We start from the raw sequence: 25,776 nt of genomic DNA, 5'->3' as shown, positions 1-25,776 counted from the left end.
TAGATTTGAGTCGCAATTAAAAAGTGAATAAGTTTTCAGCTAATGCTGCGGCTTCGACTTGGAAACTCATCCATTTATATCGTTACGACACATTATATATGGGTAGTGAGTAGAACCTGGGATAATTACTTTAATTTTGGTTAAGCTAATTTTTTCGCTCTCGATAGTCGGACTCCCGCGCACTGTTTCTTGCCAAGTCGGGCTCAACAAAAACTCGATTTTGAAAAAAAAAGACGGCTTACCGAGGTTTCGGTGCTTTCTGGTTGAATTGACATACTTTATTAGTTTCGATCGGCGTTTGCTTTTCTCTATTTAAGCTATCGGCGCAACTTCTGTTTTTTTACGCAAATCTAGAATTTTTGTTACACAACTTGATAAAAGCGGGGATACGGAGGCATCAAAAAGTTAATTTCAGTCCTGGACGCATCGATCCCCCCAACCCCCCTTAAAAAGGGGGGCTTTCAGGTTCCCCCCTTAAAAAGGGGGGCGCCGGGGGGATCAGCATTTGAGCCATGGAGTGCGTCCAGGACTAAATTTTAGCCGATCGCCCGGAACCGCCCACCTGTAAGCTAAAAGCTGCAACTTAGAATCCAACAATCGCTATGGCACTGCAACATCGAGACAGCCGGGGCAAAAGTATGCTGATTTTAGGCATAATTTGGCTGCTGGGGGCAATTAGCGATCGCCTCTGGTTTGCCTGCGATCGATCTGTACCCGCCTGGGATCAAGCAGAATACCTCACTAGCACGCTGAATTACTTGCAGGCGTTGCAGCATCCTCAGTGGTTTTCCGGCGAGTGGTGGACAAACTTCTGGCTGCTTTCGACGAAAATTCCGCCCTTGGCGTACATCTTAACGGTACCGTTTCTGCATATTTTTGGTGCTGGGGGCGATCGGGCAACCCTCGTTCATTTATTATTTAGTGCAATTCTCCTCGCCTCAGTCTACAGTTTGGGCGTCCAATTATTTAACAGGCAAGTCGGTTTGTGGGCGGCTGCAATTTGTATTTTATTGCCGGGGCTTTATCGGTTCCGCTTGCAATTTTTACTAGATTTTCCCCTAACTGCTGCGATTACTTTTTGTTTCTATTGTCTGACTATGTGGAAGGAAGAAGGTTCGGCAGCGGATTTTGTAACGGATGTAGCGGATGTAGCGGATGTAACGGATGTAGCGGATGTAACGGATAGACTGAAGTTGGAAAAAAGAACCAAAAAGAAGCATAAATTCTCCCCCTCTCCCCCTCTCCCCCTCTCCCCCTCATCTTTCTTCTGGGCGATCGCCTTTGGAATTTCTCTCGGCTTATCAATATTAGTTAAACACACTACAGTATTATTTCTGTTTACACCGATTCTGTGGTTGGCAGTTGGTGCAGTGCGGCAAAAAGCTTGGGGAAGATTAGCTCAATTAGCTGGTGCTTTGTTGCTGTCAGCGGCGGTATTTGGGCCCTGGGCGAAAACCAATTGGCTGTTAATTTTGACCGGGGGAAAACGGGCAACGCTGGATTCTGCGATCGCCGAAGGAGATCCTGGCCTCAATACCATCGATGCTTGGATTTATTACGGTAAACACTTGCCGCAACACGTTTCTTGGCCTCTGTTACTGATTCCCTTAGTTGGATTTATACTCTATTATTGGCGAAATCGAGCGGACAGTCAGTCAATCTTGTACCTTAACTCCTGTCGGTGGTTGGCGGTGTTTTGGGTAGGAGCTTATTTAATTAATTCCCTAAATCTCAACAAAGATGACCGATATGTGATACCTTATTTACCAGTATTAGCAATCTTTTTAGCTTACTGTTTGACGCTGTGGCCTTCTCGTTGGGGGCGGCAAATTCGCTGGGCCACAATTGGCTTGGCAATGGTGGCGATGCTGTTCCATATCTGGCCGCTGGGCGGTGCTTTGGGAGATAGCTTAGTTCAAATTGTCAGTCCCGGCAATTCCAGCTATCCTTACTTGGGAAAAGAGTGGCCGCACCGAGAAGTAATTGCCGAAATTATTGAGACCGAACCTTATTTGCAATCGACTTTGGGCGTGTTGCCTTCGACGCCGGAAATTAACCAGCACAATTTGAATTATTACGGGGCTTTGGCGAATTTTCAGGTTTACGGGCGGCAGGTGGGAACGAATTTAAAAGAAGTGCCTCAGGATGTGCGATCGCTTTCTTGGTTTGTAACTAAAACCGGCCCGCAAGGTTCGATTCGGGAACGGATTAAAAAAGCTCAAAATGCAGCGGTGGCTGCGATAGAAACTGGTGGCAAGTTTCAGTTGCAAAAAAGTTGGGTTTTGCCTGACAATACTAATTTGAATCTTTACCGCAAGCGATCGCACCCGGTGGAAATACAGCCGTTGAATGAAGCGCGATCGCAAGTACAATTAGAGCAAGTGACTGTCCTGGCAAAATCGGTTCCCGGTGTGGCGCTACCGGTGACTTATATTTGGTCTGGGCCTTGGCAGCAGTTGCAGTCTGGTTTAGTATTGCTAACGTGGCAAAATCAGCAGTCTGGCGATATTTCAGCGGGACAGACTTTCAGGATTTTACACGATCGCGCGATCGGGCAAGCAACTTTGCATCCGGGGATGCTGGAAGCGGATAAATTTGCTGTCGGGTTTCGAGTAGTCGATCGCACGGCGATGCTAACTCCTGCTAATATTGCACCGGGAAGGTACAATCTGCAAGCGACTTATCTGAATCGCAAAACCGGCGAAACTTATCCGATGAAAGTGCCGCAGGTAACGCTTAAAATCGATGCAGAGCCTCTAAATATGCGTTCCCGGGCTGTTCCGAAGAACGCAGATGAGAAAAAGTTCAAAATCGCCGATGCTCAGCCTCAGAACGAGGAGCAGCCGGAGTTAGATTTGGTAACTCAATTGCGGGCGATGGCGGTTAATTTACCCAAAGGATTGCCCGGTTTAGAACCAGTGTTCGAGCAGATTGGACGGATCAATCAGTACGATCCAATTCAAGATTATACCGTGCAAGCGGAACAATCCTTAGAATATCGGCTGAAGCAGGAACCGAATAATCTAGAATTCGCTTATGCTTTGGCATTTTCTAGAGTATTGCAGCAGAATGTCAAAAGTGCGATCGCAGCTTTAGAAAAAGTCACCCAACTCGACTCTCAAAACCCCTACGCTTATGCTTATCTCGCTTTCGTCCAACTTTACGGCTGGCATCCCAAAGCCGCTGAAACTGCCTTAAAACCCGCCCTCGCCCTCAACCCCAACCTACCGGAAATTAGAGTTTTAAACGGTGTAGCGGCTTTGATGCAAGGCAATCTCATCCAAGCGTGGCAAGATTTGCAATTCTTAAAAAATTTGAAGATTTAGCAATCTTGATTAATACTCAATACCGGCTTGAGCTTTAATGCCTTGTTCTCGGAATGGATGCTTAACCAAAGTCATTTCTGTCACCAAATCGGCGCGTTCAATTAATTCTGGTGGCGCGCCTCTCCCGGTGAGAATAACATGAGAGTCTTCGGGTTTTTGGTCTAAGCCTGCGAGAACTTGCTCGACTTGCAAATAACCCAGCTTTAATGCTATATTGACTTCATCTAGCAGAACTAACTTAAATTCAGGATTGCAGATAAAAGTTACAGCTTTATCCCAGGCTTTTTGAGCTGTTTCGATATCTCGATCGCGGTCTTGCGTGTCCCAGGTAAAACCTTCACCCATTGCATGAAATTCTAGCTGATTTTCCCACATTTGAAAAACGGCTTTCTCTGCGGGTTCCCAAGCTCCTTTGATAAATTGTACTATGGCGACGCGGTAGCCGTGACCGAGCGATCGCAAAACCATTCCCAAAGCAGCCGTAGTTTTGCCTTTACCGTTACCCGTATTGACAATTATCAAGCCTTTGTCTGGGGAAGCGTTGGCAATTCGCTGCGCTTGGACTTCTTGTCGGCGCTGCATTTTCTGTTTGTGCTGTTCGGCTGTTAAGCCTGTGGTTGTGATTGTTTCTGTATTGGTTTCCATGATATTTATTTTAACCGCAGATGTAGGCGCTTCACCTGGACGAAGGGTACGCAAATAAACGCTGATAGATGTATGATGTCTAGTTATACCATTTTCGCAAAATAATGCAACTGTAGGGAATCTCCCAACCCCATTGGTGTCAACTTAAAGTTAAATGTAGTCAAATACTGCTGTTTGACGATTGAGGCCAGATCCCCCCTAGCCCCCCTTCCCAAGGGGGGAGTAGGGGGCAACCGGAATATCTCAAAGTCAACCCCTACTCCCCTTGGGAAGGGGGATGAGAGGGGGATATGGCATTGGATAGAAACCAGATATACAAAGGGTTTTAGCTTGGTTGTCGATACCCATTTCCCAACTATTATCCAACAAACCAATCTAAAATCTCAAATCCAAAATCGTCTTACCAGAAAGAATTAGTTTAAAGCCCCAAGCTTTTTCGGGAGAAATTAAAAGAAGACTATTCATTACTCCAATCCCTTTCCTTTTAGGTCAAGTGCTGTCAACTGTCAACTGTCAACTGTCAACTGAATGAAGCCCAGACTGCTTGCAAGTTTAGTACGAAACCGGGCAAAATATCTTCTCCTGAAAGTTCTGTCGGACATTCCAAAACTTCTTTTTCTTGTCCTTGGCGGTAGATTTCCACTCGGCGCGTTTTGCGGTGGATTAACCAGCCTAATTTTACTTGGTTATTCATGTATTCTTGCATTTTATCTTGAGTATCTTTTAGACTGTCAGTCGGCGACATTAACTCTAAGACAAAATCTGGTGCAATCGGAGGAAATTTTTGTTTTTGTTCCGCAGTTAGTGCGTCCCATCTTTCTTTTTTTATCCAAGAAACATCGGGAGAACGATTGGCGCCGCTGGGCAGTTTGAAGCAAGTTGAAGAATCGAAACAAACTCCCAATTTAGTTCGTCTGTTCCAAATCACAAAATCTGCATTTATTTCTGAATTGTAATTTCCAGTTTCTCCTCCTGTGGGTGACATGACGATTATTTCTCCTCGGGCGTTGCGTTCAAATTTGACATCGGGGTTTTGGCGACACAGTTGATAAAATTGGTCGTCGGTAATTTGGGCGATCGCATTAAAGTTGATGGTAACTGCTATCATGATATTTTAGAGGCTGCATTTGGAGTGTTTTAAGTGCAGGTGAATGCCGAGGGATGCAGGTTGTCTGTTCGCCAAAAAATCTTGTCAAAGCCAATTTTGCATTACGCCCAGACTGCTTGCAAGTTTAGCACGAAACCGGGCAAAATATCTTCTCCTGAAAGTTCTGTCGGACATTCCAAAACTTCTTTTTCTTGTCCTTGGCGGTAGATTTCCACTCGGCGCGTTTTGCGGTTGATTAACCAGCCTAATTTTACTTGGTTATTCATGTATTCTTGCATTTTGTCTTGAGTATCTTTGAGACTGTCAGTCGGCGACATTAACTCTAAAACAAAATCTGGTGCAATCGGAGGAAATTTTTGTTTTTGTTCCGCAGTTAGTGCGTCCCATCTTTCTTTTTTTATCCAAGAAACATCGGGAGAACGATTGGCGCCACTGGGCAGTTTGAAGCAAGTTGAAGAATCGAAACAAACTCCCAATTTAGTTCGTCTGTTCCAAATTCCAAAATCAATAGATATTTCAAAATTGTAATTTCCGGTTTCTCCTCCTGTGGGTGACATGACGATTATTTCTCCTCGGGCGTTGCGTTCAAATTTGACATCGGGGTTTTGGCGACACAGTTGATAAAATTGGTCGTCGGTGATTTGGGCGATCGCATTAAAGTTGATGGTAACTGCTATCATGATATTTTAGAGGCTGCATTTGGAGTGTTTTAACCGCAGATGAATGCCGAGGGATGCAGGTTGTTTCATTCAGTTGACAGTTGACAGTTGACCTGTGACAGTTGACGAAAGGAGGGCGACCTCTACCTGGAAGTCCGAGGATTGGAGTAATGAATAGTCTTCTGTTAATTTCTCAACGGCGAAAAAGCTTGGGGCTTTAAACCAATTCTTTCTGGTAAATCCTAAACTGGGGATGGCTGTTTTTTAATTGGACTTTTTTTGTGAGACAATTATGCTAGCATTATATCACAAAGTTATAACGATGTACTCATGTTTTTATGAAAAGCTTTTTCTATAAAAGATTTGCAGACATACCAGTAATAAAAGGCAATATTGATCTCGCTCAACAACTTGGGAACCCCCTCTAGCAAACTGGATAATATCTTGCTTTTTAAATGCAGCGCGTCCACACCGATCGCAAAAAACAACAACCCCAATCCAGCTAACAATATTTTGTAGGGAGTAGACTGTAGTTCTCGCCTAAAAAACCATCCGTAGGAGAACACAAAAATAGCGTAGAGGAAACTAACTCCTAACTTGGGAATTCCCGCAGCGCCAATATATAGATGAATCCTGTAAATTTCATTGAGCAGAAATGCGCCTGTTAACAAAGCAGAGAAGAAAATAAATCGATTTCCTGAAGGTTGCGATCCAAGACTTTTACCCAATCCATAGCTAAAACTACAAACAATGACTGGCACAGCACATAATATTTGAAAAGTGCGAGTTAATAAGGCGACATTGGGATTGGGGGAGAAAAAAGGGTGAAAGAATAAGTCGCTGACTTGTAAGCCTGACATTTGAGTCAAGACAACCAGGAATCCCACCAGCAAGAGAGATAAACAATTGAGTCGCAAAGCCGAGCGAAAAATAGTCATAAGCGCAAGATAATAAAACTAAAATTTCCCGCAGACGCACAAAAAAATACTTTTCCACTATAGCTGCTAATTTGCTAAACTAAGAAGAGTCTTGTCAAACAGGGTGACACTGATGCTGTCCGTAAAAGAAGCAGAATCGATCGTTCTAAATTTGGCGCAACCCCTCGACAGTCAGCGGGATGTAGAAATTGTAGACTTGTTGGCAGCATCGGGGCGCATTTTGGCGGCACCCGTCACGGGTTCCCTCGATTTTCCCTATTGGGACAATTCGGCAATGGATGGGTATGCCGTGCGGTTTGCTGATGTGGAAAATTGCAGCGCCGAAAAACCGGCGGTACTCGAAGTAGTTGAGGAGATTCCAGCGGGATATCAGCCTCAAAGTACGGTGCAATCGGGGCAAGCGGCGCGAATTTTTACTGGCGCCCTGATGCCGGATGGTGCTGATACGGTGGTAATGCAGGAAGAAACGAGGCGTGAGGGCGATCGCATTTTTATCTTAGTTTCTCCTGAAAAACCGCAAGCATTTGTCAGGCACAAAGGCGCTTTTTATCAAGCAGGAACAACGCTGCTAACTTCCGGTACAATTGTCAACGCCCCAGAAATCGCGGTGTTAGCAACTGCACAGTGCATTCAAGTTCCTGTTTATCGCCGTTTGCGGGTGGCAATTTTTTCGACCGGTGACGAATTGGTATCGCCAGACCAACCTTTGGCACCGGGTAAACTGGTAGACTCGAATCAGTATGCTTTGACTGTTTTGTTGGCACAAATGGGATTTGAACCGATTCGCTTGGGGATGGTTCCTGACAGTGAAGATGCGCTAACAAAGGCAATCTCTCAGGCTGTTTCGATAGCAGATGCGGTGCTTTCTACGGGCGGTGTCTCGGTAGGAGACTACGATTATGTTGAGAAAATATTGGCGGATTTGGGAGGAAAAATTCACATTCAGGCTGTGGCGATTAAGCCGGGAAAACCTTTAACGGTTGCTGCGTTTAAACGAGATGAAAAAAAATCTGATTCGCCGATTTCGAGTTCGGATTGTCTCTATTTTGGTTTGCCGGGAAATCCGGTTTCAGCTTTAGTCTGCTGTTGGCGCTTTGTTGTGCCTGCTTTGCGAAAGATGTCTGGGCTGGGCGCGGATGCTTGGGGCCCGGAGTTTGTGCGGGCTCGATGTGATGTTGAATTGCGATCGCACGGCCGGCGCGAAACTTATGTTTGGGGTAAACTGCATTTAGTTGCCGGATTCTGGGAATTTGAACCTGCGAGCGGCAGCCAAAATTCAGCAAATTTAATTAACCTCGCAAATACGACTGGTTTAGCAATTTTGCCCGCATCGGAAACCTGGATTGGGCCGGGCGAATTCGTTGAAGTTTTAAAAGTTAGTCATTAGTCATTAGTCATTGGTAAGGGGTAATTGGTAATTGATAATTGGTAATTGATAATTGGTAATTGGTAATTGGTAATTGGTAATTGGTAATTAATTTTCCCTCTTCCATTTGTTAAATCCGTTATAAAATCCGTTGCCGAACTTCCTTCTAACATCCGTTAAATCCGTTAAATCCGTTACAAAATCTGTTGCCGAACTTCCTTCCTATGAGAATTTTAATTGTTGAAGACGATCCGATGATGCAACTGGGATTAGAGCAAGTTTTAGCCGATTCCCCAGAAATAGAAATAGTAGGACAAGCCGAAGACGGTTATTTAGGTGTAGCAGCAGCACTGAAACTGAAACCTGATATTATTGTGATGGATATCGGTTTGCCGCGGCTGGACGGCATAGCAGCGACGCAGCAAATTAAAGCGCAACTGCCGGAAGTTCGAGTGGTAATGTTAACTTCTCATACGGCTGAAACTGAAATTATTGCTGCCCTTTCTAGCGGGGCTGATGCTTATTGTATTAAAGGTGCTTCCGTAGACAGGCTGTTAGCGGCGATTGCAGCGGCAGCAGAGGGTGCTACATACCTCGACCCTCAAATTGCTCGCACTGTCATCGAGCACCTCAAACCCCCGGTACCAGCCTCTACAACTACTTTTGGTCAGTTGTCGCAGCGGGAATTGGAGGTGTTAAAATTAATGGTGGAAGGTAACAGCAATCCGGAGATAGCAGCGGCGCTTTACTTGAGCCCAAATACTATTAAAACTCACGTTCGCGGTATTATGAATAAGTTGGCTGTGGACGATCGCGTGCAAGCGGCTGTTGTAGCGCTGAGAACGGGGTTGGTGTAAAGAAGAAGGAAGTTCGGCAACGGATTTAATAACGGATGTAACGGATATAAAGAAGTTCGGCAACGGATTTAACGGATTGATGTTTGAGGTTCGATGTAAGAAGAATGAAAAATTCCCGATGACTAATGACGAATGGTCAATCCCCAATTCCCAATTCTTAATGACAACTGTCAACTGTCAACTGTCAACTGTCAACTGTCAACTGACTAATTAGTAGCAATTTGAGTGATATAATCTATGTCTGAGTGGATAGAAATCGGTACAATTGTAGCAGCTCAAGGTTTGGACGGGGAAGTGCGAGTCTATCCCGATTCGGATTTCCCGGAAAGGTTTATTGAACCGGGGAAGCGGTGGCTTTTGCGCCCTAACAAAACTGAACCGGAACCGATCGAGTTTTTGGGCGGTCGCTACATTCCGGGCAAAGGGTTGTATGCTGTAGAGGTGGAGGGTATTGAAGACCGCGATGGGGCTGAGGCGCTGCGGGGCTGCAAGTTGTTTGTCGAAAAGACCGATCGACCTTATCTCGAACCTGATGAGTTTTACGTGCAAGATTTGATCGGTATGGAAGTGTTTAACCAGTTAACCGGGGAAATCTTAGGTAAGGTAAGCGATATTATTCCCGCAGGTAACGACCTTTTAGAAGTAGAAACAAACCTAAATCCGCCGGAACCTGTCGCCGCAGAATTAGAAAAGCCAAAACAAAAACAGCCGGAAACTCCCACAGCAAACGCTGACCCCAGAAATACCCGCAAACCACGGAAAATCCGCGTTAAAGAGCCTAAATCCACTAAAATTTTGATTCCTTTTGTGCAAGAGATTGTGCCAACTGTTGACTTGGAACAAGGCAGAATTGAAATTGTCCCTCCTCCTGGTTTGTTGGAATAATATCATGTCCGGTCGATCGACCGGACATGATATTAGTTATTAACAATTCCCCCTTCCCCATTACCAATTCCCCATTCCCCATTACCAATTCCCCATTACCAATTCCCTATTCTCAATTCCTGATATTAATCATTTGCTTTATTTGTGTACCGCACTATTAAGTAACTGATGGAAAGCGCGAAAATGGCAGTCGCCAAACCAATCAAGTCGGCTGCGGTTTTCTTTTCCAGGTCAAGAATGATGATTTTTCGAGATACTGCTATCAAAGAAGTTACAATAACTAGCTCTACTTGAATTACGTGCTTTTTGAGATAAGCTGTAATATTTTCCAATATTTCCAGAGCAATTAAAACATTTAAAAATAACCCAAATATGACAAACAAGGTCTCTTTTAACAAACTCTCGTGGTCGTTGAGCAATTCTTTTGCTACATATATCAGCAAATCGCAAACGCTGACTATAATTACCAAAATCATCGCCAGCGATAAAATTTTGGATATTATGACTTCTACACTTTCTGTGAAATGCAGAAATTGTTCATCACCGCCTAACTTAGAAATTTGCCTAAATATTTTTTTCAGCATACCAGTGAGTCCGTTGAATTACCCGCAATCAACTTCTGTCGCGCGGTTGGGGCGAGTTTATGTAGATTGTTTCTCTGAATTATAGATCGTTGGTGAAACCCGCCCCTACTTTTATTGCGGTTAATTTACCGGACATCCTATGATTTAGTCAACATTCAATAAATTTTTGCCATAAAAAAGCCTCAAACTGTTGCCTAGCAATAGTTTGAGGGATTTAAGACGCGGTGCGATCGCAGAATTAACTATCTATTCTCAACAGAGAAGGATTGTTGAATCTGTTATCGCCCTGTCCAACACACGGTCAAGCTAAAAATTTAGCTTGGGTGGCTTAGTAGCGACGAGAATTGCCACCGCGATCGTTGTTGCCCCAGTTACCGCTGTTAGAGGAACCGCGTTCTTCGCGGGGTTTTGCCTTGTTGACCTTGAGGTCGCGACCCATCCACTCAGCACCGTCAAGAGCCTCAATGGCTGCGGCTTCTTCTGCTTCAGTAGACATTTCTACGAAAGCGAAGCCCCGCATCCGACCTGTTTCCCGGTCAGCAGGCAATTGAACGCGCTTTACTGTGCCGTACTCTCCAAAAGTTTGGTTGAGGTGCTCCTGCGTTACTTCGTAGGATAAATTGCCGACATAGATAGACATTGAACATTCTCCAGAATCGAGGTTGTAGAGATTTAAATCCGGAGGAACGCCGATCGAACGAACTGTACTGCCGAAAATAAAGCCTTGTAAAATCATCATAGCACCTACAGGTGCAGACTGCAATTTTCTGAGCCGCGCGATCGACTAAAAAGAACGAAGAAGGAAGAAGGAAGAAGGAAAAACCCCGAATGAATAAGGAAAAACTCAGAAAAAATAAATTTAATTTTCTTTATTCGCGAACTCTGCCGGAGAACGCAGCTTGTCGGCTGCGTAATGGCTGACAATTCCTTGATGACCCCGCCCAAAAACAGGTACCGTGGCACGTAAGCTCGCTTTGTGGAGATCCCAAAATTTTAGACGAAGGTTCAAGATCCCAGATTTAATGCTGCAAGTAAATCTAAAATCTAAAATTCTTCAATTCTTCAATCGACTGACAAAGGTCTTGATTCCGGCGCGAGCACCCCGCGATTGTGCCGTACTCTACGGCCGAGAAACCTGGTTTCTTGACAAAAAACTCGGATGAAAGCCTGAGTCGGTGCCAAGAAACCAAGCTGATGACAGTGGTGCCAGTATGTGAGTTTTAAGATACCAAAGTTGGACGGTAGCTCAATTGGGGACGGCGACGGTGCCCAAGGCCCAATTAAACTCCCCAACTTCTGCGGCAACTTCTGTGGCAACTTCCGCCGCAGTTTCTGCCCCAACGGGCACCAACTGCACCGCACAAGCTTTTAACTCGGGCTGTTTGGAATCTGGACAACTTGCAGCATGAGTCATGGCATTGGCTTCAGCACCTTCTGCCCACAGAGAACCCCAGTGCATCGGTACAAATAGCGTACCAGGGGCGATCGCCTTGGTGACTTTTGCCGGAAACTGTGCCTTACCGCGGCGCGATCGAACTTCCAGCAAATCCCCCTCCTTAATCTGCAATTTAGCAGCATCCCGGGGGTGAATTTCCAAAAACGGATCGGGGTACATTTGATGGATTTTGTCAGTTCTCCCCGTGCGCGTCATCGTGTGCCAGTGTCCGTACACTCTCCCCGTCGTCAACACAAACGGATAGTCTGGATCGGGAGGTTCTGCCAGTCCCCGCGAGTGATAGGCCGAAAATCGCGCCCGCGCGTCGGGAGTGTGAAAACGCCTGTCAGTGTACAGCCGTTTCGCTTCGTTTGCTGGATGCGGAGGCTGATTTTCGGGACACGGCCACTGCTGCGGGCCTTGGAGGCCCAAATACTCGTGGCTGAGGCCTGTGATGTCGCAAGGCGTGCCCCCTGTCAACTGCACGTACTCTTTGAATACGTCAGCGCTGGTGTCGAAAGCAAAGTGTTCGGCAAAACCCAACCGGCGGCCGACTTCAGCGAAAATCTTCCAGTCGTCGCGCGCTTCCCCGGAGGGAGTGTCGAAACCGGGACAAAGCGTCACGCGGCGTTCGGAATTCGTCATCACTCCGGTTTTTTCGCTCCACTGGGTTGCCGGCAGCAGGATGTGGGCGTAGGCGGAGGTTTCTGTGGGATAGTATGCTTCTTGATACACCGTCAAGGGCGATCGCAGCAAAGCAGCTTTTGTGCGTTCCAAATCCGGCATACTCACCACCGGATTAGTTGCGGCAATCCATAGCAACTCGACATCGCCAGTTTCCAAACCCACAATCATGTCCCAAGCAGTGCGGCCGGGATTCGGGGAAATGCTTCCCGGTGCGATTCCCCAAAACTCCTCGACTTGGGTTCTGTGTTCGTCATTTTTCACAAATCGGTAGCCCGGGAGCAAGTGAGAGAGTCCCCCGGCTTCCCGCCCTCCCATCGCGTTTGGCTGGCCAGTCAGGGAAAACGGGCCGCATCCCGGTTTGCCGATTTGACCGGTCATCAAGTGCAAATTAATCAGCGATCGCACCTTTGCCGTGCCTTCGGAGGACTGGTTGATGCCCATCGACCACAGAGACAAAACCCGCTGCGACTGTTCCCAGTAGTTGGCGGCCGTTTCTAATTCGCTGACAGTAATGCCGCAGCGCGAGGCTACAAACTCCGGCGTGTAGCTGCTGACTACTTCAGCAAAAGCTGAAAAATTCGCCGTGCATTCCTGAATAAAATCCGGATCTATTGCTTGCCGGCGCAACAGCAAATATGCAATTCCGTTGAGCAAATCTATATCCGTTCCGGGCTTAATTGCCAAGTGCAAATCTGCGGCTTCAGCAGTCGGAGTCCTCCTCGGATCTACCACAACCATCTTGACATTGGGATGCTTTTTGTGGTACTTTGCTAATCGGTTGAATACAATTGGATGGCATTCCGCTGTATTGCTGCCGATAATAAAAGCGCAATCTGTTAATTCTAAATCGTCGTAACAGCAAGGCGGCCCGTCCGAACCAAAACTTTGAACGTATCCCGAAACTGCTGAAGACATGCACAGGCGAGAATTCCCATCAAAATTATTTGTACCCAGACAACCTTTCATCAGTTTTTGGGCAACATAATAATCTTCTGTAGCGAATTGACCCGAACCGTAAATGCACATAGCCTCGGGGCCGCTGGTGCTGCGAATTGTTTGGATGCGGTTAACAATTGCATCGAGAGCTTCGTCCCAGCTAGCGCGGCGGAACGGTTGGTCGAGAGAATCTCGCATCATCGGATACAGCAGCCGATCGCTCCGAATGGACTCTGTTACGGTTGCTCCCTTGATACAAACCATGCCCTGACTTGATGGGTGATTGCGATCGCCCCGGACTTTCCAAGTTTGTTTTTTGTCGGGAACAACTTCTAGACCGCAACCTACACCGCAGTAAGGGCAAAGAGTTTTTATAGTTTCCATCTGGTGATTTTAGATGCTAATTTTTGAAAGCTAATGGATAATTCGTAATTTGTCATTATAGTCGCAACTGAGGGCTCCTGCAAATAATGTATCAAAAATTACTAAATTACCGCAAAAATGCTTCATACAAGCGGGCAATACCCTGATTTTAAATTAACCGCTATCTGACTGAAACTCGCGATCGCTCTAGCTTCTTGTCGCCGATCCTAAATCCTCCTCAAACAGAGGTAATTGAGACCTAACTTTTGTGCCCCCCAAGGGATTGGGGGGGCTAAGAGGAATCTTTGCAGGATTTCCCTCAGCGGGCCGATAGGTTTGTAGTGAGGACTTTAGTCCTTCTTTCGCCCGGACTAAAGTCCTCACTACAAACCAGTTTTACAGTAGTAGATCGAGCGGAGGTGATAGCCTTCTCAATCGAAAATCTTCAACGATCTAATGCGAAAATGGTATAAGTCACCTACTTCCCGGTTTTAACTTCTAATACGCCGCCGCCGCCGCTGGTGGGGCGAAAAGTTACTTGGAATTCAGCAGTTTTTTGAACACCTGCGGCTGCACCTGCGGGAGTTTGCAAAACCGGCAGAGGAGTTTCTTTGACGAAATCTTTAGCTGCTTTATTTGTGGGCTCGAACTGTAGGATATCGCCGTTTTGTTTGACTTTGACCCGATAAGTCAAACTTTCGGTAAATGTGGGAGTTGTGCTCCAATTTTGGTCAATTTGTGCATATAACTGGTTTCCGATCGCATCAAGTTCGGCTTGGTCAGAAATCCCTGAAGCGGCACTGGTGGCGGCAGTGGGCGCGGCGGCAGGACTTGCAGCAGTGGGCGCGGCGGCAGCACTCGGTGCAGCAGCACTCGGTGCAGGACTGGCGATGGATGCAGGACTTGCAGCAGCACTCGGTGCAGGGCTAGCGATGGATGCAGGACTTGCAGCAGCACTCGGTGCAGGGCTAGCGATGGGTGCAGGACTTGCAGCAATCGGTGCAGGGCTAGCTGCGATGGGTGCAGGACTTGCAGCAATCGGTGCAGGGCTAGCTGCGATCGGTGCAGGGCTAGCTGCGATCGGTGCAGGGCTAGCTGCGATCGGTGCAGGGCTGGGGGGAGAACTCACAACCGCAGTCGCCTGCGGCGCTGGCGGCGCAGTTTCTGCTAGTTTCGCTTGCTTTAACTGGCTGGAAACAGAAGATACATTAACTGCTGCTAAAGTCGCCATTGCTACCAACCACGAGACTGCCAGGACACCGCCTTTGATCGGTGATGCTTCTAGGGGTTGCGCAGCGTGAGGTACAAACGATACAGGTGGCAGGGGTCTGTTAGTAGTATCAGCAACCGCAGTCTTTTTGGTAGTAGATACCGGCAGCGGTAGCACGACTGGTGCTGTCTCTGACTCCGTTGTATCCTCTTCGTGGTGGGCGTAGCGAGAGAACAGGAACTCTAAAGCAAAGTTGCGCAGTTCGTAGTATTTCGGGTCTTCCATAATCCGCGTGCGGTTGCGGGGACGGCTGAAGGGAATGTGCATATCTTCGCCGATCGAAGCCGCCGGGCCGTTGGTCATCATTACGATGCGATCGGCTAAAAACAAAGCTTCATCAATATCGTGAGTAATCATCACGATCGTAATTTTGTACTCGCGCCAGATTTTCAGCAATTCTTCCTGCAATTCTTCGCGGGTAATCGGGTCTAGTGCTCCGAAAGGTTCGTCCAAAATCAACAGTTTGGGGCGAGTTGCTAGGGCGCGGGCGATCGCAACTCTTTGTTTCATCCCCCCGGACAATTGGCCCGGTCTTTTGTTGCAAGCTTCCGTCAGCCCCACTAATTCCAAGTGATCCTGGACGATCTTATTCTGTTCGTCTGCGGACTTGTCGGCGTAAACAGTTTCAACCCCGAGGTGGATGTTTTCAGTAGCACTCAGCCACGGTAGCAGCGAGTAGTTTTGAAACACCACCATGCGATCGGGGCCCGGTTCAGTAATCCGCGAACCTTCGAGAGCAACTTCTCCGCTTGTCGGCCCGTTGAATCCCGCGATCATGTTCAACAAGGTTGATTTGCCGCAGCCCGAGTGACCGATCAAACAAATAAATTCGCCTTCCTTAATAGTCAGGTTTACACCGTCGAGAATCACGAAAGGTTTTTCAGGATCTTTAAGATTCTCGTAGACTTTCGATACATCTTTAATAGTCAAAAAACCAGGCTTGTCCGTCTGATTTTTTGTTGTTTGGGGGGTTTTTAGAGTTTGTTGCATATTTTCAGGAGCGGGATTTTGGTTTAGGGGATTAGACATGAGAAATTTGGATTGAGAAGAGGGAATTAGGGAGTTAGGAAGCGGGAAATGTGGAGTCTTTTTTCCTGATTCCTTGCTCCTCATTTCCTCTTCCTATTTGCTGGTTATGCTGGCAGTCTGATGGAACACTGACTGCCTATTTGTTCGATTAAGATTTCTTCAATGCGGAGGTCGCGCTTGATTTTGACGTTTTGAAGATAGTCGATCGGGTCGTCGGCATTAAAGACAGTACCGTCAAACAAGTTGATGCTGCGGCGAGCTCTGGCAATATCCGGCAAACCCAACTCGCGCACTGCTTGACCGAAGACATCGGGCCGCAAAACTCGATCGACCACTTCCACCCAGTTTTTCGGGAACGGAATCAGTCCCCAGCGGGCCATCTGCGCCATCACCCACACCATTTCTAGGCGGTCTGGACAATTGGTTTGATCGACATAGAACTGGTTGAAATTGTAGAGCATTTCGGGTTGTGCCTCCGTACCGGAGTTGTACGGGTCGATGAACCCCGGACGGATGTCTTTGGGATCTGCGCCGATATATTGTTCTTGGCAAATCAATTCTAGGATTTCTTCGCGGTTGCGGCGGTCGTCGCAGTATTCGCAGGCTTCCAAAAGCGCTTTGACGAGGGCGACGTGGGTTTGAGGATATTTCTGAGCCCAATCTTCGGTAACGCCGAGAACTTTTTCGATGTGTCCGGGCAGAATATCGAGAGAACGGGCGACGACAAAACCAGTACCGTCGTTGACAGCCTTCGAGTTCCAGGGGTCGCCTGCGCAGTAGCCGTCAATGTTGCCTGCTTTTAAATTCGATACCATCTGCGGGGGCGGAAGCATGGTCAATGCCACATCGCGGTCGGGGTCAATGCCGCCGGAGGCCAGCCAGTAGCGGAACAGCAGATTGTGCATGGAGGCGGAGTGTACCATGCCCAAGGTCTGTACCTTGTCGGGGGTCTTGGCGATCGCAGCTTTGAAATCCTTTAAGGTGCGAATGCCTTTTTCGTAGAGGTGTTTCCCGAAGATAATCGAGTTGCCGTTGCGGGACAGAGTGAGGGCGCTGTTGACGGGAACGGGGGCTGCACCGTCCAAGCCCAACAGCATGGCGATCGGCATTCCTGCGACCATTTGCGCCGCGTCCAGCCGTCCTTGGGCGATGCCTTTGGCAATTTCTTTCCAGCTAGGTTCGCGGTTGAGGGTGACTTCTTCTAAGCCGTGGGCTTGGAAGAATCCTTTTTCTTTGGCTACGACTAAGGGCGCGCAGTCGGTGAGGGGAATAAAGCCGATGTCGAGGTTGATTTTTTCCAAGCCGTTGCGGGCGACAACCACGGCTGGGGCTTGTTGTTTGGCCCGGCGCTGTTTGACCCGCTTTTGCTGGTTGAGGAAGTAAACCATTTCGTTGCGCAGCGCGTAGTAACTCGGATGGTTGACCACTTCCATGCGCTTGCGGGGCCGGGGAATGTCAACTTCCAGAATTTGTCCGATTTGCGCTTCCGGGCCGTTGGTGAGCATGACAATGCGATCGCTCAGCAACAAAGCCTCATCCACGTCGTGAGTTACCATCACGCTGGTAACTTTGCTTTCTTCGCAAATGTTCATCAACTGGTCTTGCAAACCGCCGCGAGTTAAAGCATCGAGGGCGCCGAAGGGTTCGTCTAGCAGCAGCAATTTCGGGCGAATTGCCAGGGCGCGGGCGATCGCAACTCTTTGTTTCATCCCCCCAGAAATTTCGCCCGGGCGTTTGTTGGCGGCCAGTCCCAGTCCCACCAATTTAATGTGGTATTCGATGACTAACTCGCGCTCTTCTTTAGAGTTACCGCTGTAAATTTCATCGACTGCTAGAGCAATATTTTCGCGCACCGTCAGCCAAGGTAGCAGCGAGTAATTTTGAAACACCACCATTCTGTCCGGGCCTGGATCGCGGACTTCGCGCCCTTCTAAAGTAATCCCGCCCTGACTTGCCGTGTCGAGTCCGGCGATGATATTTAACAGTGTAGATTTGCCGCAGCCGGAGTGTCCGATTAAGGTGATGAATTCTCCCTTTTTAATCTTAAGTTCAATATTCTTGAGAGCGATGTATTGATCGCCATTGGGCAAGTTAAATACGCGGTCTACGTGGTCTACTTCAATAAGTATTGACATGGCTATTTTAGGTTAGTTTGTATTTTCTAGCTGCTGACTTTAACTGATATCTGGGAGGCTGTAGGGTGCGCAGTGCGCACCTTACCTTTTACTGTGAACTGTTAACCAAACCCTATTTGTTGTCTTCAGGAACAACTTTGGAAGCGATGAAACCAACGATTCTGTCTAAAATCAAACCGACGATTCCTACATAAAGCACTGCTAGAATCACGGCGCTGAGTCGAGAACTGTTGTAAGCGTCCCAGATGAAGAAGCCGATGCCGACGCCGCCGACTAACATTTCCGCAGCTACGATCGCCAGCCAAGACAAACCGATACCAATTCTCAAGCCTGTGAAGATGTAAGGAACTGAAGACGGTAGCAAGATTTTCCAGAAGTATTTTTGGTTGGGGAGGCGCAAGACGCGGGCGACGTTTCGGTAGTCTTGGGGTATTTGTTGAACGCCTACTGTGGTGTTAATCAGAATCGGCCAAATTGCTGTAATTAAGATTACGAAAAGCGCTGAAACTTCGTTAGCTTTCATCCCCAGACCTTCAAAGGGATTGAACTGTTGAAATACTGCCAGGGAGATCGGCAGCCAAGCCAGGGGCGGGATAGTTCTGAATACTTGAAACAGCGGGTCTAAAGCATCGAACATTAAAGAGTTTGTACCGATTAATATTCCTAAACCAATGCCGAGAACTGCTGCTAGAGTAAAGCCGATCGCCACCCGCTGCAAGCTAGCCGCCAGTTGCCAAAATAAGCCTTTGTCGGTGCCGCCGTTGTCAAAAAACGGATTGATAATCAGATTCCAGCTTTCTTGAACGGCTTTGATCGGGCCGGGTAAGGCGGATGCGGGGTCGTGGCAGAGGATTTGCCAAACTATTAGCAGAACTGTGATAGCTACTAGCGGGCGGATGATTTTTTTGCGGTTCTTTTGAACCATATCCAGAACGAAATTTACTGGATTTTTGCTTTTAGAAACAGAGAGGTTGGTTGCCATTTGTCTATTTTCTGTGAAGATTTAGCAGTGAATGGATAAATACTTATAGAGGCTTGACTGACCTGAAAATTTTGAGCTTTTGGAACAATGTTCTTGTTTCAACGCTTGTCATAAAACCCCAAATTTCCACCGTAAATCCAATCTATTTACTGGCTAATGGTTAATTTCAAGCTGTTAACCATTAGCACGGTGGTCTACTTTCGGATTATGCTTTTTTGATTGCCAGACCCTTCAGATATTCTTCGGGTTTGTCTGGGTCAAACTTCACGCCGTCAAAGAAGGTTTCGACGCCGCGAGAAGTGGTAGCCGGAATTTGGGCAGCGGGAACGCCAAGTGCTGTCGCTGCTGCTTTCCAAATATCTTCGCGGTTAACTTTATCAACCGTGGCTTTGATGTCGGTAGTTGCCGGCATATAACCCCAGCGAATATTTTCTGCTATGAACCAAGCATCGTGGCTCTTGTAGGGATAGGAAGCATTGTCAGCCCAGAATTTCATCGCTAACGGACTGGCGGGTTCAACGCGACCGGTACCGTAGTCAATTTGACCTTTAGAACGACCGATGATATCTGCTACTGGTACTTTTAACCACTTATCTTGACCGATGATTTGGCACATCTCGTCTTTATTTTCTGGCTTGTCGCACCACTGCTGGGCTTCCAGTACGGCCTTTGTAATTGCTAGAGTAGCTTTAGGGTTTTTGGCAACCCAATCGGCTCTTAAAGTTAAGGCTTTTTCTGGGTGGTCTTTCCAAAGTTCTCCGGTTACTAAGGCTGTGTATCCTACTTTTTGAGCAACGAGCTGGGCGTTCCAAGGTTCGCCGACGCAAAAGGCTTCCATGCTGCCGGATTTCATGTTAGCTACCATTTGAGGCGGCGGTACGGGAATAACAGAAACTTCTGTATTCGGATCGATGCCACCGGCTGCTAACCAATAGCGCATCCAAAGGTCGTGGGTGCCGCCGGGAAAGGTAATCGCAACTTTCTGATTGGCGAGGGCTGCTTTGAGAGCTTTGCTGTCTGTACCTACTTTTAAGTCTGCGTATTTTTTGCTGAGGGAAATGGCCTGACCGTTGGTATTTAACCGGGCGACAATGTTCATCGGCACTGGTTGATTGCCTTTGGTAATTGTGCCTAATGTCATCTGGTAAGGCATGGGGGACAAGATGTGAGCTCCGTCAATGCCACCTTTGTCGGAACCGAGTTCTAAGTTGTCGCGAGTAACTGGCCAAGATGCTTGTTTGGTAACTTGTACGTCTTTCATGCCGTACTTGGCGAAGTAACCTTTTTCTTGGGCGATGATTATGGGTGCGGAGTCGGTGAGGGCGATGAATCCGAGTTTGGCTGCGGTAACTTCGGGGGCGTCGGCGGGGTTGATGTTGACTGCTGGGGCGGCGCTGGGTGAGGCACCGCCGGCTGCGGGACTCGAACCAGCGCTAGAAGTGGTGGAACTGGAACTGCAACCGTGGGCGAGGAGGGTGCCGGCTGCTGTTGCTCCGGCGGTGATGATGAATTTTCTTCTGGAAAGGTTGCTCATTTGTCTTGAATTATTGTTGTTGTACTTTGAGATACGGAAAATGTGAGATACCAAATGTGAGATTGCTTGACGACCTTCGCAATGAGATAATTCTGTCGGCCGCGCGCTATCTCACATTGTGATATTAGGCGTCGATCGACACTTTGCCGATCGCCCGGGCGCTGCAAGCTAAGATGAACCCAGGTTCTAAATCTGCCGCCGCGTCGGGTTGGCTGTCGTAGACTGTTTTGCCTTCTAGGAGTTGCTGCTTGCAAGTGCCGCAGGTTCCCGACCGACAACTGCTGTCGAGTTCGATTCCGGCGCGCTCGGCAACATCGAGAATGAACTCATCTTCGCTGCAAGCAACTTCTTTGCCCGATCGAGCGAAAATGACAGTAGATGTCTGAGGTTTGCTCGTCACGAGTGTCATTTCGTCTCTGTCCACCGTCAGTTGCAGTTGCCTGTTGAGGGCATCTACATCCCCTTGATTGGGAACGGCCCCAAACTGCTCGACTAACAGTTGATGCAGCACCGGTTTGAGGTCTTCGCAAGGAATGCTTTTTTGGACGCAAGTACCCAAATGAGCGTCTTTGCCGACTGTTCCTCCCATGTAAATGTCCACACCTTCGAGGGTTTTGCCGTTCTTGCGAACTTTTGTGCCCATCAAACCGATGTCTGCTACTTGGGGTTGACCGCAGGAATTGGGGCAACCCGTCCAGTGAATTCTGACCGGTTTGGGAACGGAGAGTTCGGCTTCGAGTTCCCGAATCATTGCCACGGCGCGGGCTTTGGTTTCGATGAGGGCGAAGTTGCAAAACTTTGAGCCGGTGCAGGAAACCAAGGCTCGCGTCAGGGGCGCGGGGTTGATGGAGAAACGCTGCAACAGCGGTTCTTTGACGAGCGATTCAATCCGGGAGTCGGGAACGTTGGGAACAATGACGTTTTCTTCGACGGTGAGCCTGAGTTCGCCGCTGCCGTAAACCTCGGCGATTCTGGCTAAATCGAACAAATCCGATGCTTGCAGCCGTCCGACGGGAACGTGCAACCCTACATAGTTGAGCCCTGATTGTTTTTGCGGGTAAATGCCGATGTGATCGCGTTTGTCCCAGATGATTTCATCTTTGAGGGCGGCGGGGGGCAAAGTGCGACCTACTTCTTGTTCGACTGCGGCGCGGAATTGTTCGATGCCGAGTTCGTCAATCAGCCACATCAAGCGCGATTTTTGGCGGTTTGCTCTCGGGCCTCGATCGCGAAACACAGTTAAGATTGCTCTGCACAAATCTACAACGTCGCTGGGACTTGCCCAGACGTTGAGAGGAATTGCAGCTTCGCAGCGTTTGGCTGAGAAGAAGCCGCCGACTAAAACGTTAAAGCCGATGTTGCCGTCAGAGTAAGCGGGTACGAAGGCGATGTCGTTGATTTCGGCGTGGACTGAGTTATCGCGGCAGCCTGCGATCGCAATATTAAACTTTCTCGGCAAATTGGAAAACTCTGGGTTGCCTTCGCCGCTGTTGGTAATCATGTCTTGGACTTGGTTCGCCAATTCCCACGTATCTATCAGTTCGCCGGCGTCCAAACCCGCGACTGGGGAACCGGTGATGTTGCGCACGTTGTCCATGCCAGACTGAATGCTGGTCATCCCTGCTTCCTTGAGGCGCCGGAAGATGTCGGGTACGTCTTCGATCCGAATTCCGCGCAGTTGCAGGTTTTGTCTGGTGGTGATGTCGGCGCTGCCGTCGGAGCCGTAGCGCTGTACGATTTCTGCTAATGTTCTAGTTTGATTGCTGGTAATGACGCCGTTGGGCAAGCGCAGCCGCATCATGAATTTCCCGGGAGTTACTGGCCGAAAGAAGATGCCGAGCCATTTGAGGCGGTGCTCGCGATCGGTTTCGTCCATTGCTTCCCAGCCGATTTGGGCGAAGTGGTCGAGTTCGGCTTTGACTGCTAAGCCATCTTTTTCGGCTTTGAGTTTTTCAAATTTGTTCTGGCTGGCTTTGGGTTCTAGTGTTTGGGTCATCGGTTTACCCTCGCTGCTGGCTTGTTCGGGGGAGGTATTGACTTGGAGCATAAAGTGTGTGTTTCCTGCTAACCTTAGTGAGTGTATGGATTTAAAACTGTATATTTAGTTACTAGATCGAATTTCTTTTAAGCATGGTTGGTCTTCTGTATACTTGAGGTTTGCTGGGCGCTGCCTCGAATGCCGCCAAACTATGTATGGTTATAGTTGCTACCGATGGTTCGATCGATCGCTGCGTTTCGATGCACCTTTGTTATGAACTAATGTAAAGCGCACCACCGTAAAGATTCGTAGCTATTTTTACAAAATATTGAGTTTTATGAATTTTTCGCATCGCCCCTATGCGTTTAATACATGAGTAATGGGTAAAGACACCCACAGAGCCGAAAAATATCTATAAATCTTTAGATTTTGGAGCCGAGAGGGGGAAATTGGCAGATTTAAAATAATGTTGTGACGACGATCGCAGACTTAAAACGCCGCTGGTCACACAATTAGATCCGTCGCGATCGCAAAGTTAGCCTCAAAACATCACGTTCTCTGCTATGCCAGCGTCACTCTTGATTTTTGGAGAACGAGAGATGATATAAGTATCGAATTCAGGGAACGTCTCATGTTTTTTATTCAACTTATCCCCGGCGCTATTTCCGAAATACTTGCCTCTGTTACCGATACGGGCAGTTTGACTGTAGCCGATCGCTACGGTTTGATGGCCGCTGTTTTGGATGACTCTCTCCCCGAGGAAGACAGACATTCGATCAACCGCCTGCTGCGCTCCGTGCTCAAGGGAAGAGTCAAGATGGTCAACGAGCTATCGGCGATAGGTTAAGAGTCGGGAAAAATTCGATCGATTTATGCAGCGCTTCAATTGCAGAAACTACCGCCGCCCCGATTGAGAAGCAACCCGCGATGCCTGCACCGGATATATTGCAGGAACTTCTTTGACTGTTCTAAAAAACCTGCGGCTCCTCGCCGTCTGAAATTTTTGTGATTCTCCAATTCTCGCTTTGTGCGGCACTTACAGAAAAAGTGCCGATCGCAGTTTTGTCGATCGATTGAGAGCTTGTGCGGTCGATCGCTGATAATATAATTTTGGGCGATCGGCATTTTAGGACTTGGAGGACTGAAGTCGGAACGATGGAACGTAATTATAATTATTGAACGGGGCTGGAGATGAGAGAGAAGTTATGAAAATCCTCAATCAAACAATCGAAATACTAACAGAATCAGGCATCGGGATTTATAACATCACGCCTCAAATTGTCCAGCTTCTTGACAGCAGTGCCATAAAAAATGGACAAGTATTAGTATTTTCCAGACACACGACTACAGCTCTAGCAATCAATGAAAACGAAGAAAGATTGCTAGCAGATATTAAAGTATATTTGGCAAAATTAGCACCTCCTGGCGACAAATACCTGCACAACGACTTGCATTTAAGAATAGTTCCGCCAGACGAACCGATCAACGCTCACTCTCACCTGATGGCAATGACGCTCAGTACCAGCGAAACAATTCCAGTTACTGAAGGTAAATTAGGACTGGGAACTTGGCAATCTGTTTTATTTTTTGACTTAGACGGGCCGCGAAACAGAACTGTAAGTATTCAAATTATGGGTGAATAGGAGCAATGTAGATAAAATTATATAGCCGAGTCTCAAACAGATGAGGTATGTCCGCTAATGGGTAATTGGGAAAAAGGTAATTGGTAATGGGTAATGGGGAAAAAGGTAATCGATCGCGCTTTCTTGCTTTCTCAGGTTTTTAGAGGTACACACCAAGCGTGCGCAAATCCTCCGATTAGCAGGTTCTCAGTAGGGCTACCATGATTAGCTATGCTTTGGGTTATAGTGCGGTAATTTTACTTGCTAGTTTGTTCGCGGGTTGAGTCAAGCTTTCGTCGGGTTTGGTTGACTAACTCTGTGTGGGTAATGCGTTTGGGTTCTGCTGTGGTAGTTGTGGCGAGAGTTTACTATTTAGTTACAGGTATTGGTGGTTTTTTTTTTAATTTAGTTGAGATGGCGCGATCGCCAGACAAAAGCTTTACCAAAACTTTAATAAATTAGACCGGAATGTGTGATTTAATTAAAATTAAAGATATTCGAGCCAGCAGACTTAATAATTTAACACTCATTCATCAGGGAGCTTTTTATGAATTCCATTGTTAAAAAGAGCATCCACTTGACTTACTCAGCGGGTGTTTTGTGTGCAATTATCGCACTACAGCCACAAAAGGCTACAGCAGCAACGCTATCTAACGGCTGGAATTATGCGATCGACTCCTTCAACGACGGCGTGACAGGGCCCCAAATCGGCGGCGGCGAATTTGAATTTTACGGCATCGCCGTCAAAGAAACATCAGATACAGCTTTCATCGCCATCAACTCCAATCTAAGTTTAGCCGGATATGCAGACAGCGCCGCTCAGTCCGGCAACATCAACTACGGCGATTTGTTCTTCAATTTTTCCGGTCAAAACTTTAACACAGCTAACGCAAATCGCAGCTTATTTGCCGTTCGCTTTGCCGAGGGAAATGACTCAGGCGTGGCGACAACAGGCGTTTACAGCAATGTTACCGCTAAAAACGTCACCAAAACTAACTCCGGCTTTACCAATCTAAATCAATTCAACACCGTAGTTGCAGCTCGAGGCGGAACCCCATCTATGGGCGATTTAGCTGCCACAGACCCCTATTTAGAACAAACAGGAAACTGGACAGTTCTCAACTCAATTGCTGCGGGTACAAAAGTAGGAGAAATCAATTTTTTAACGCCAGCAACTTTGAGCGCCCTCGGTCTGAATTTCGCTCAGTTTAATGCAGTAGGTTCTCAAACAATCGGATTCAGTTTCAATAAATCCTCAATGCCTTCTGGGAGTTATATTGCTAACTTTTTTGCCGAGTGCGCTAATGATGCGATCGCCATTAAAGGAGAATTTGAGGCCGTACCCGAACCTTCTACTTGGTTGGGTACTTTAGCAGGAGTGAGCTTTTTAGGTATGGGTGCGGCGAAACGCAAAATTAAGCGCAAGATTGCTTGAGG

At 47.5% G+C, this 25,776-nt stretch carries 20 protein-coding genes and 1 pseudogene; 8 read left to right on the top strand and 13 right to left on the bottom strand.

The annotated features are described in order from the left end of the window. The first annotated feature begins 602 nt into the window (after nt 1–602). Nucleotides 603–3,326 (top strand): glycosyltransferase family 39 protein, encoded by a 2,724-nt coding sequence (locus tag QUB63_RS27980; protein WP_332948639.1) that lies wholly within the window; start codon nt 603–605, stop codon nt 3,324–3,326. Between the two features lie 9 nt (nt 3,327–3,335). On the opposite strand, the gene cobO is transcribed toward QUB63_RS27980, so the two are convergent. From cobO to QUB63_RS27960, 4 genes are all read right to left on the bottom strand, one after another. Continuing rightward, the gene (gene cobO, locus QUB63_RS27975) at nt 3,336–3,971 is read right to left on the bottom strand and encodes a cob(I)yrinic acid a,c-diamide adenosyltransferase (RefSeq protein ID WP_332948638.1); all 636 of its coding nucleotides are present in this window, start codon (nt 3,969–3,971) and stop codon (nt 3,336–3,338) included. 520 nt (nt 3,972–4,491) lie between these two features. Beyond that, nucleotides 4,492–5,079 (bottom strand): Uma2 family endonuclease, encoded by a 588-nt coding sequence (locus QUB63_RS27970; RefSeq protein WP_332948637.1) that lies wholly within the window; start codon nt 5,077–5,079, stop codon nt 4,492–4,494. Nucleotides 5,080–5,180: 101 nt separating this feature from the next. Continuing rightward, on the bottom strand, nt 5,181–5,759 hold the full coding sequence (locus tag QUB63_RS27965; RefSeq protein WP_332948636.1) for a Uma2 family endonuclease: 579 nt from the start codon (nt 5,757–5,759) through the stop codon (nt 5,181–5,183). Nucleotides 5,760–6,052: 293 nt separating this feature from the next. After that, the gene (locus tag QUB63_RS27960; protein ID WP_332948635.1) at nt 6,053–6,676 is read right to left on the bottom strand and encodes a hypothetical protein; all 624 of its coding nucleotides are present in this window, start codon (nt 6,674–6,676) and stop codon (nt 6,053–6,055) included. A 112-nt stretch (nt 6,677–6,788) separates the two neighbouring features. On the opposite strand from QUB63_RS27960, the gene QUB63_RS27955 reads away from it, so the two are divergent. From QUB63_RS27955 to rimM, 3 genes are all read left to right on the top strand, one after another. Then, entirely contained in the window at nt 6,789–8,063 is a 1,275-nt protein-coding gene (locus QUB63_RS27955; protein ID WP_332948634.1) for a molybdopterin molybdotransferase MoeA, read from the top strand. A gap of 203 nt (nt 8,064–8,266) precedes the next feature. Next, nucleotides 8,267–8,899: a response regulator transcription factor gene (locus tag QUB63_RS27950; RefSeq protein WP_332948633.1), complete on the top strand. Its 633-nt coding sequence runs from the start codon at nt 8,267–8,269 to the stop codon at nt 8,897–8,899. 237 nt (nt 8,900–9,136) lie between these two features. Further along, the gene (gene rimM, locus QUB63_RS27945; RefSeq protein WP_332948632.1) at nt 9,137–9,784 is read left to right on the top strand and encodes a ribosome maturation factor RimM; all 648 of its coding nucleotides are present in this window, start codon (nt 9,137–9,139) and stop codon (nt 9,782–9,784) included. A 125-nt stretch (nt 9,785–9,909) separates the two neighbouring features. Here the strand turns inward: rimM and QUB63_RS27940 are convergent, their stop codons facing one another. The 9 genes and pseudogenes from QUB63_RS27940 to QUB63_RS27900 form a co-directional block, all read right to left on the bottom strand. Continuing rightward, a complete protein-coding gene (locus QUB63_RS27940; RefSeq protein WP_332948631.1) occupies nt 9,910–10,368 on the bottom strand; it encodes a phosphate-starvation-inducible PsiE family protein in 459 nt (152 codons plus the stop codon). Nucleotides 10,369–10,696: 328 nt separating this feature from the next. Beyond that, nucleotides 10,697–11,008, bottom strand: a complete 312-nt coding sequence (locus tag QUB63_RS27935; protein ID WP_332948676.1) for an RNA recognition motif domain-containing protein — start codon at nt 11,006–11,008, stop codon at nt 10,697–10,699. Between the two features lie 606 nt (nt 11,009–11,614). Further along, nucleotides 11,615–13,810 carry a molybdopterin oxidoreductase family protein gene (locus QUB63_RS27930; protein WP_332948629.1) on the bottom strand — a complete coding sequence of 732 codons (2,196 nt, stop codon included), beginning with the start codon at nt 13,808–13,810 and terminating at the stop codon, nt 11,615–11,617. A 457-nt stretch (nt 13,811–14,267) separates the two neighbouring features. Next, entirely contained in the window at nt 14,268–16,088 is a 1,821-nt protein-coding gene (locus tag QUB63_RS27925; protein WP_332948627.1) for a nitrate ABC transporter ATP-binding protein, read from the bottom strand. A gap of 104 nt (nt 16,089–16,192) precedes the next feature. After that, complete coding sequence (locus QUB63_RS27920) at nt 16,193–18,223, bottom strand: ABC transporter ATP-binding/substrate-binding protein (RefSeq protein WP_332948626.1); 2,031 nt, start codon at nt 18,221–18,223, stop codon at nt 16,193–16,195. A 112-nt stretch (nt 18,224–18,335) separates the two neighbouring features. After that, the gene (gene ntrB / locus QUB63_RS27915; protein WP_332948625.1) at nt 18,336–19,205 is read right to left on the bottom strand and encodes a nitrate ABC transporter permease; all 870 of its coding nucleotides are present in this window, start codon (nt 19,203–19,205) and stop codon (nt 18,336–18,338) included. Between the two features lie 205 nt (nt 19,206–19,410). Then, nucleotides 19,411–20,739 (bottom strand): CmpA/NrtA family ABC transporter substrate-binding protein, encoded by a 1,329-nt coding sequence (locus QUB63_RS27910; RefSeq protein WP_332948624.1) that lies wholly within the window; start codon nt 20,737–20,739, stop codon nt 19,411–19,413. A gap of 124 nt (nt 20,740–20,863) precedes the next feature. Beyond that, nucleotides 20,864–21,148, bottom strand: a complete 285-nt coding sequence (locus tag QUB63_RS27905; protein WP_332948675.1) for a 2Fe-2S iron-sulfur cluster-binding protein — start codon at nt 21,146–21,148, stop codon at nt 20,864–20,866. Between the two features lie 57 nt (nt 21,149–21,205). Continuing rightward, nucleotides 21,206–22,735, bottom strand: a pseudogene (locus tag QUB63_RS27900) (ferredoxin--nitrite reductase); the annotation flags it as partial. 613 nt (nt 22,736–23,348) lie between these two features. Between QUB63_RS27900 and QUB63_RS27895 the strand changes: the two are divergent. The 4 genes from QUB63_RS27895 to QUB63_RS27880 all read left to right on the top strand — a co-directional run bounded on the left by QUB63_RS27895 (nt 23,349) and on the right by QUB63_RS27880 (nt 25,774). Then, nucleotides 23,349–23,564, top strand: coding sequence for a hypothetical protein (locus QUB63_RS27895; protein WP_332948622.1), 216 nt, complete (start codon nt 23,349–23,351; stop codon nt 23,562–23,564). Between the two features lie 358 nt (nt 23,565–23,922). Next, the gene (locus tag QUB63_RS27890) at nt 23,923–24,360 is read left to right on the top strand and encodes a secondary thiamine-phosphate synthase enzyme YjbQ (RefSeq protein WP_332948620.1); all 438 of its coding nucleotides are present in this window, start codon (nt 23,923–23,925) and stop codon (nt 24,358–24,360) included. A 285-nt stretch (nt 24,361–24,645) separates the two neighbouring features. Beyond that, the gene (locus QUB63_RS27885; RefSeq protein WP_332948619.1) at nt 24,646–24,801 is read left to right on the top strand and encodes a hypothetical protein; all 156 of its coding nucleotides are present in this window, start codon (nt 24,646–24,648) and stop codon (nt 24,799–24,801) included. A gap of 85 nt (nt 24,802–24,886) precedes the next feature. Further along, nucleotides 24,887–25,774, top strand: coding sequence for a PEP-CTERM sorting domain-containing protein (locus QUB63_RS27880; protein ID WP_332948618.1), 888 nt, complete (start codon nt 24,887–24,889; stop codon nt 25,772–25,774). Nucleotides 25,775–25,776 lie beyond the last annotated feature (2 nt).

This window comes from Microcoleus sp. ARI1-B5 (genome assembly GCF_036705795.1).
Taxonomy (GTDB): Bacteria; Cyanobacteriota; Cyanobacteriia; order Cyanobacteriales; family Microcoleaceae; genus Microcoleus.
This window is presented reverse-complemented; position numbering and strand designations above follow the sequence as displayed.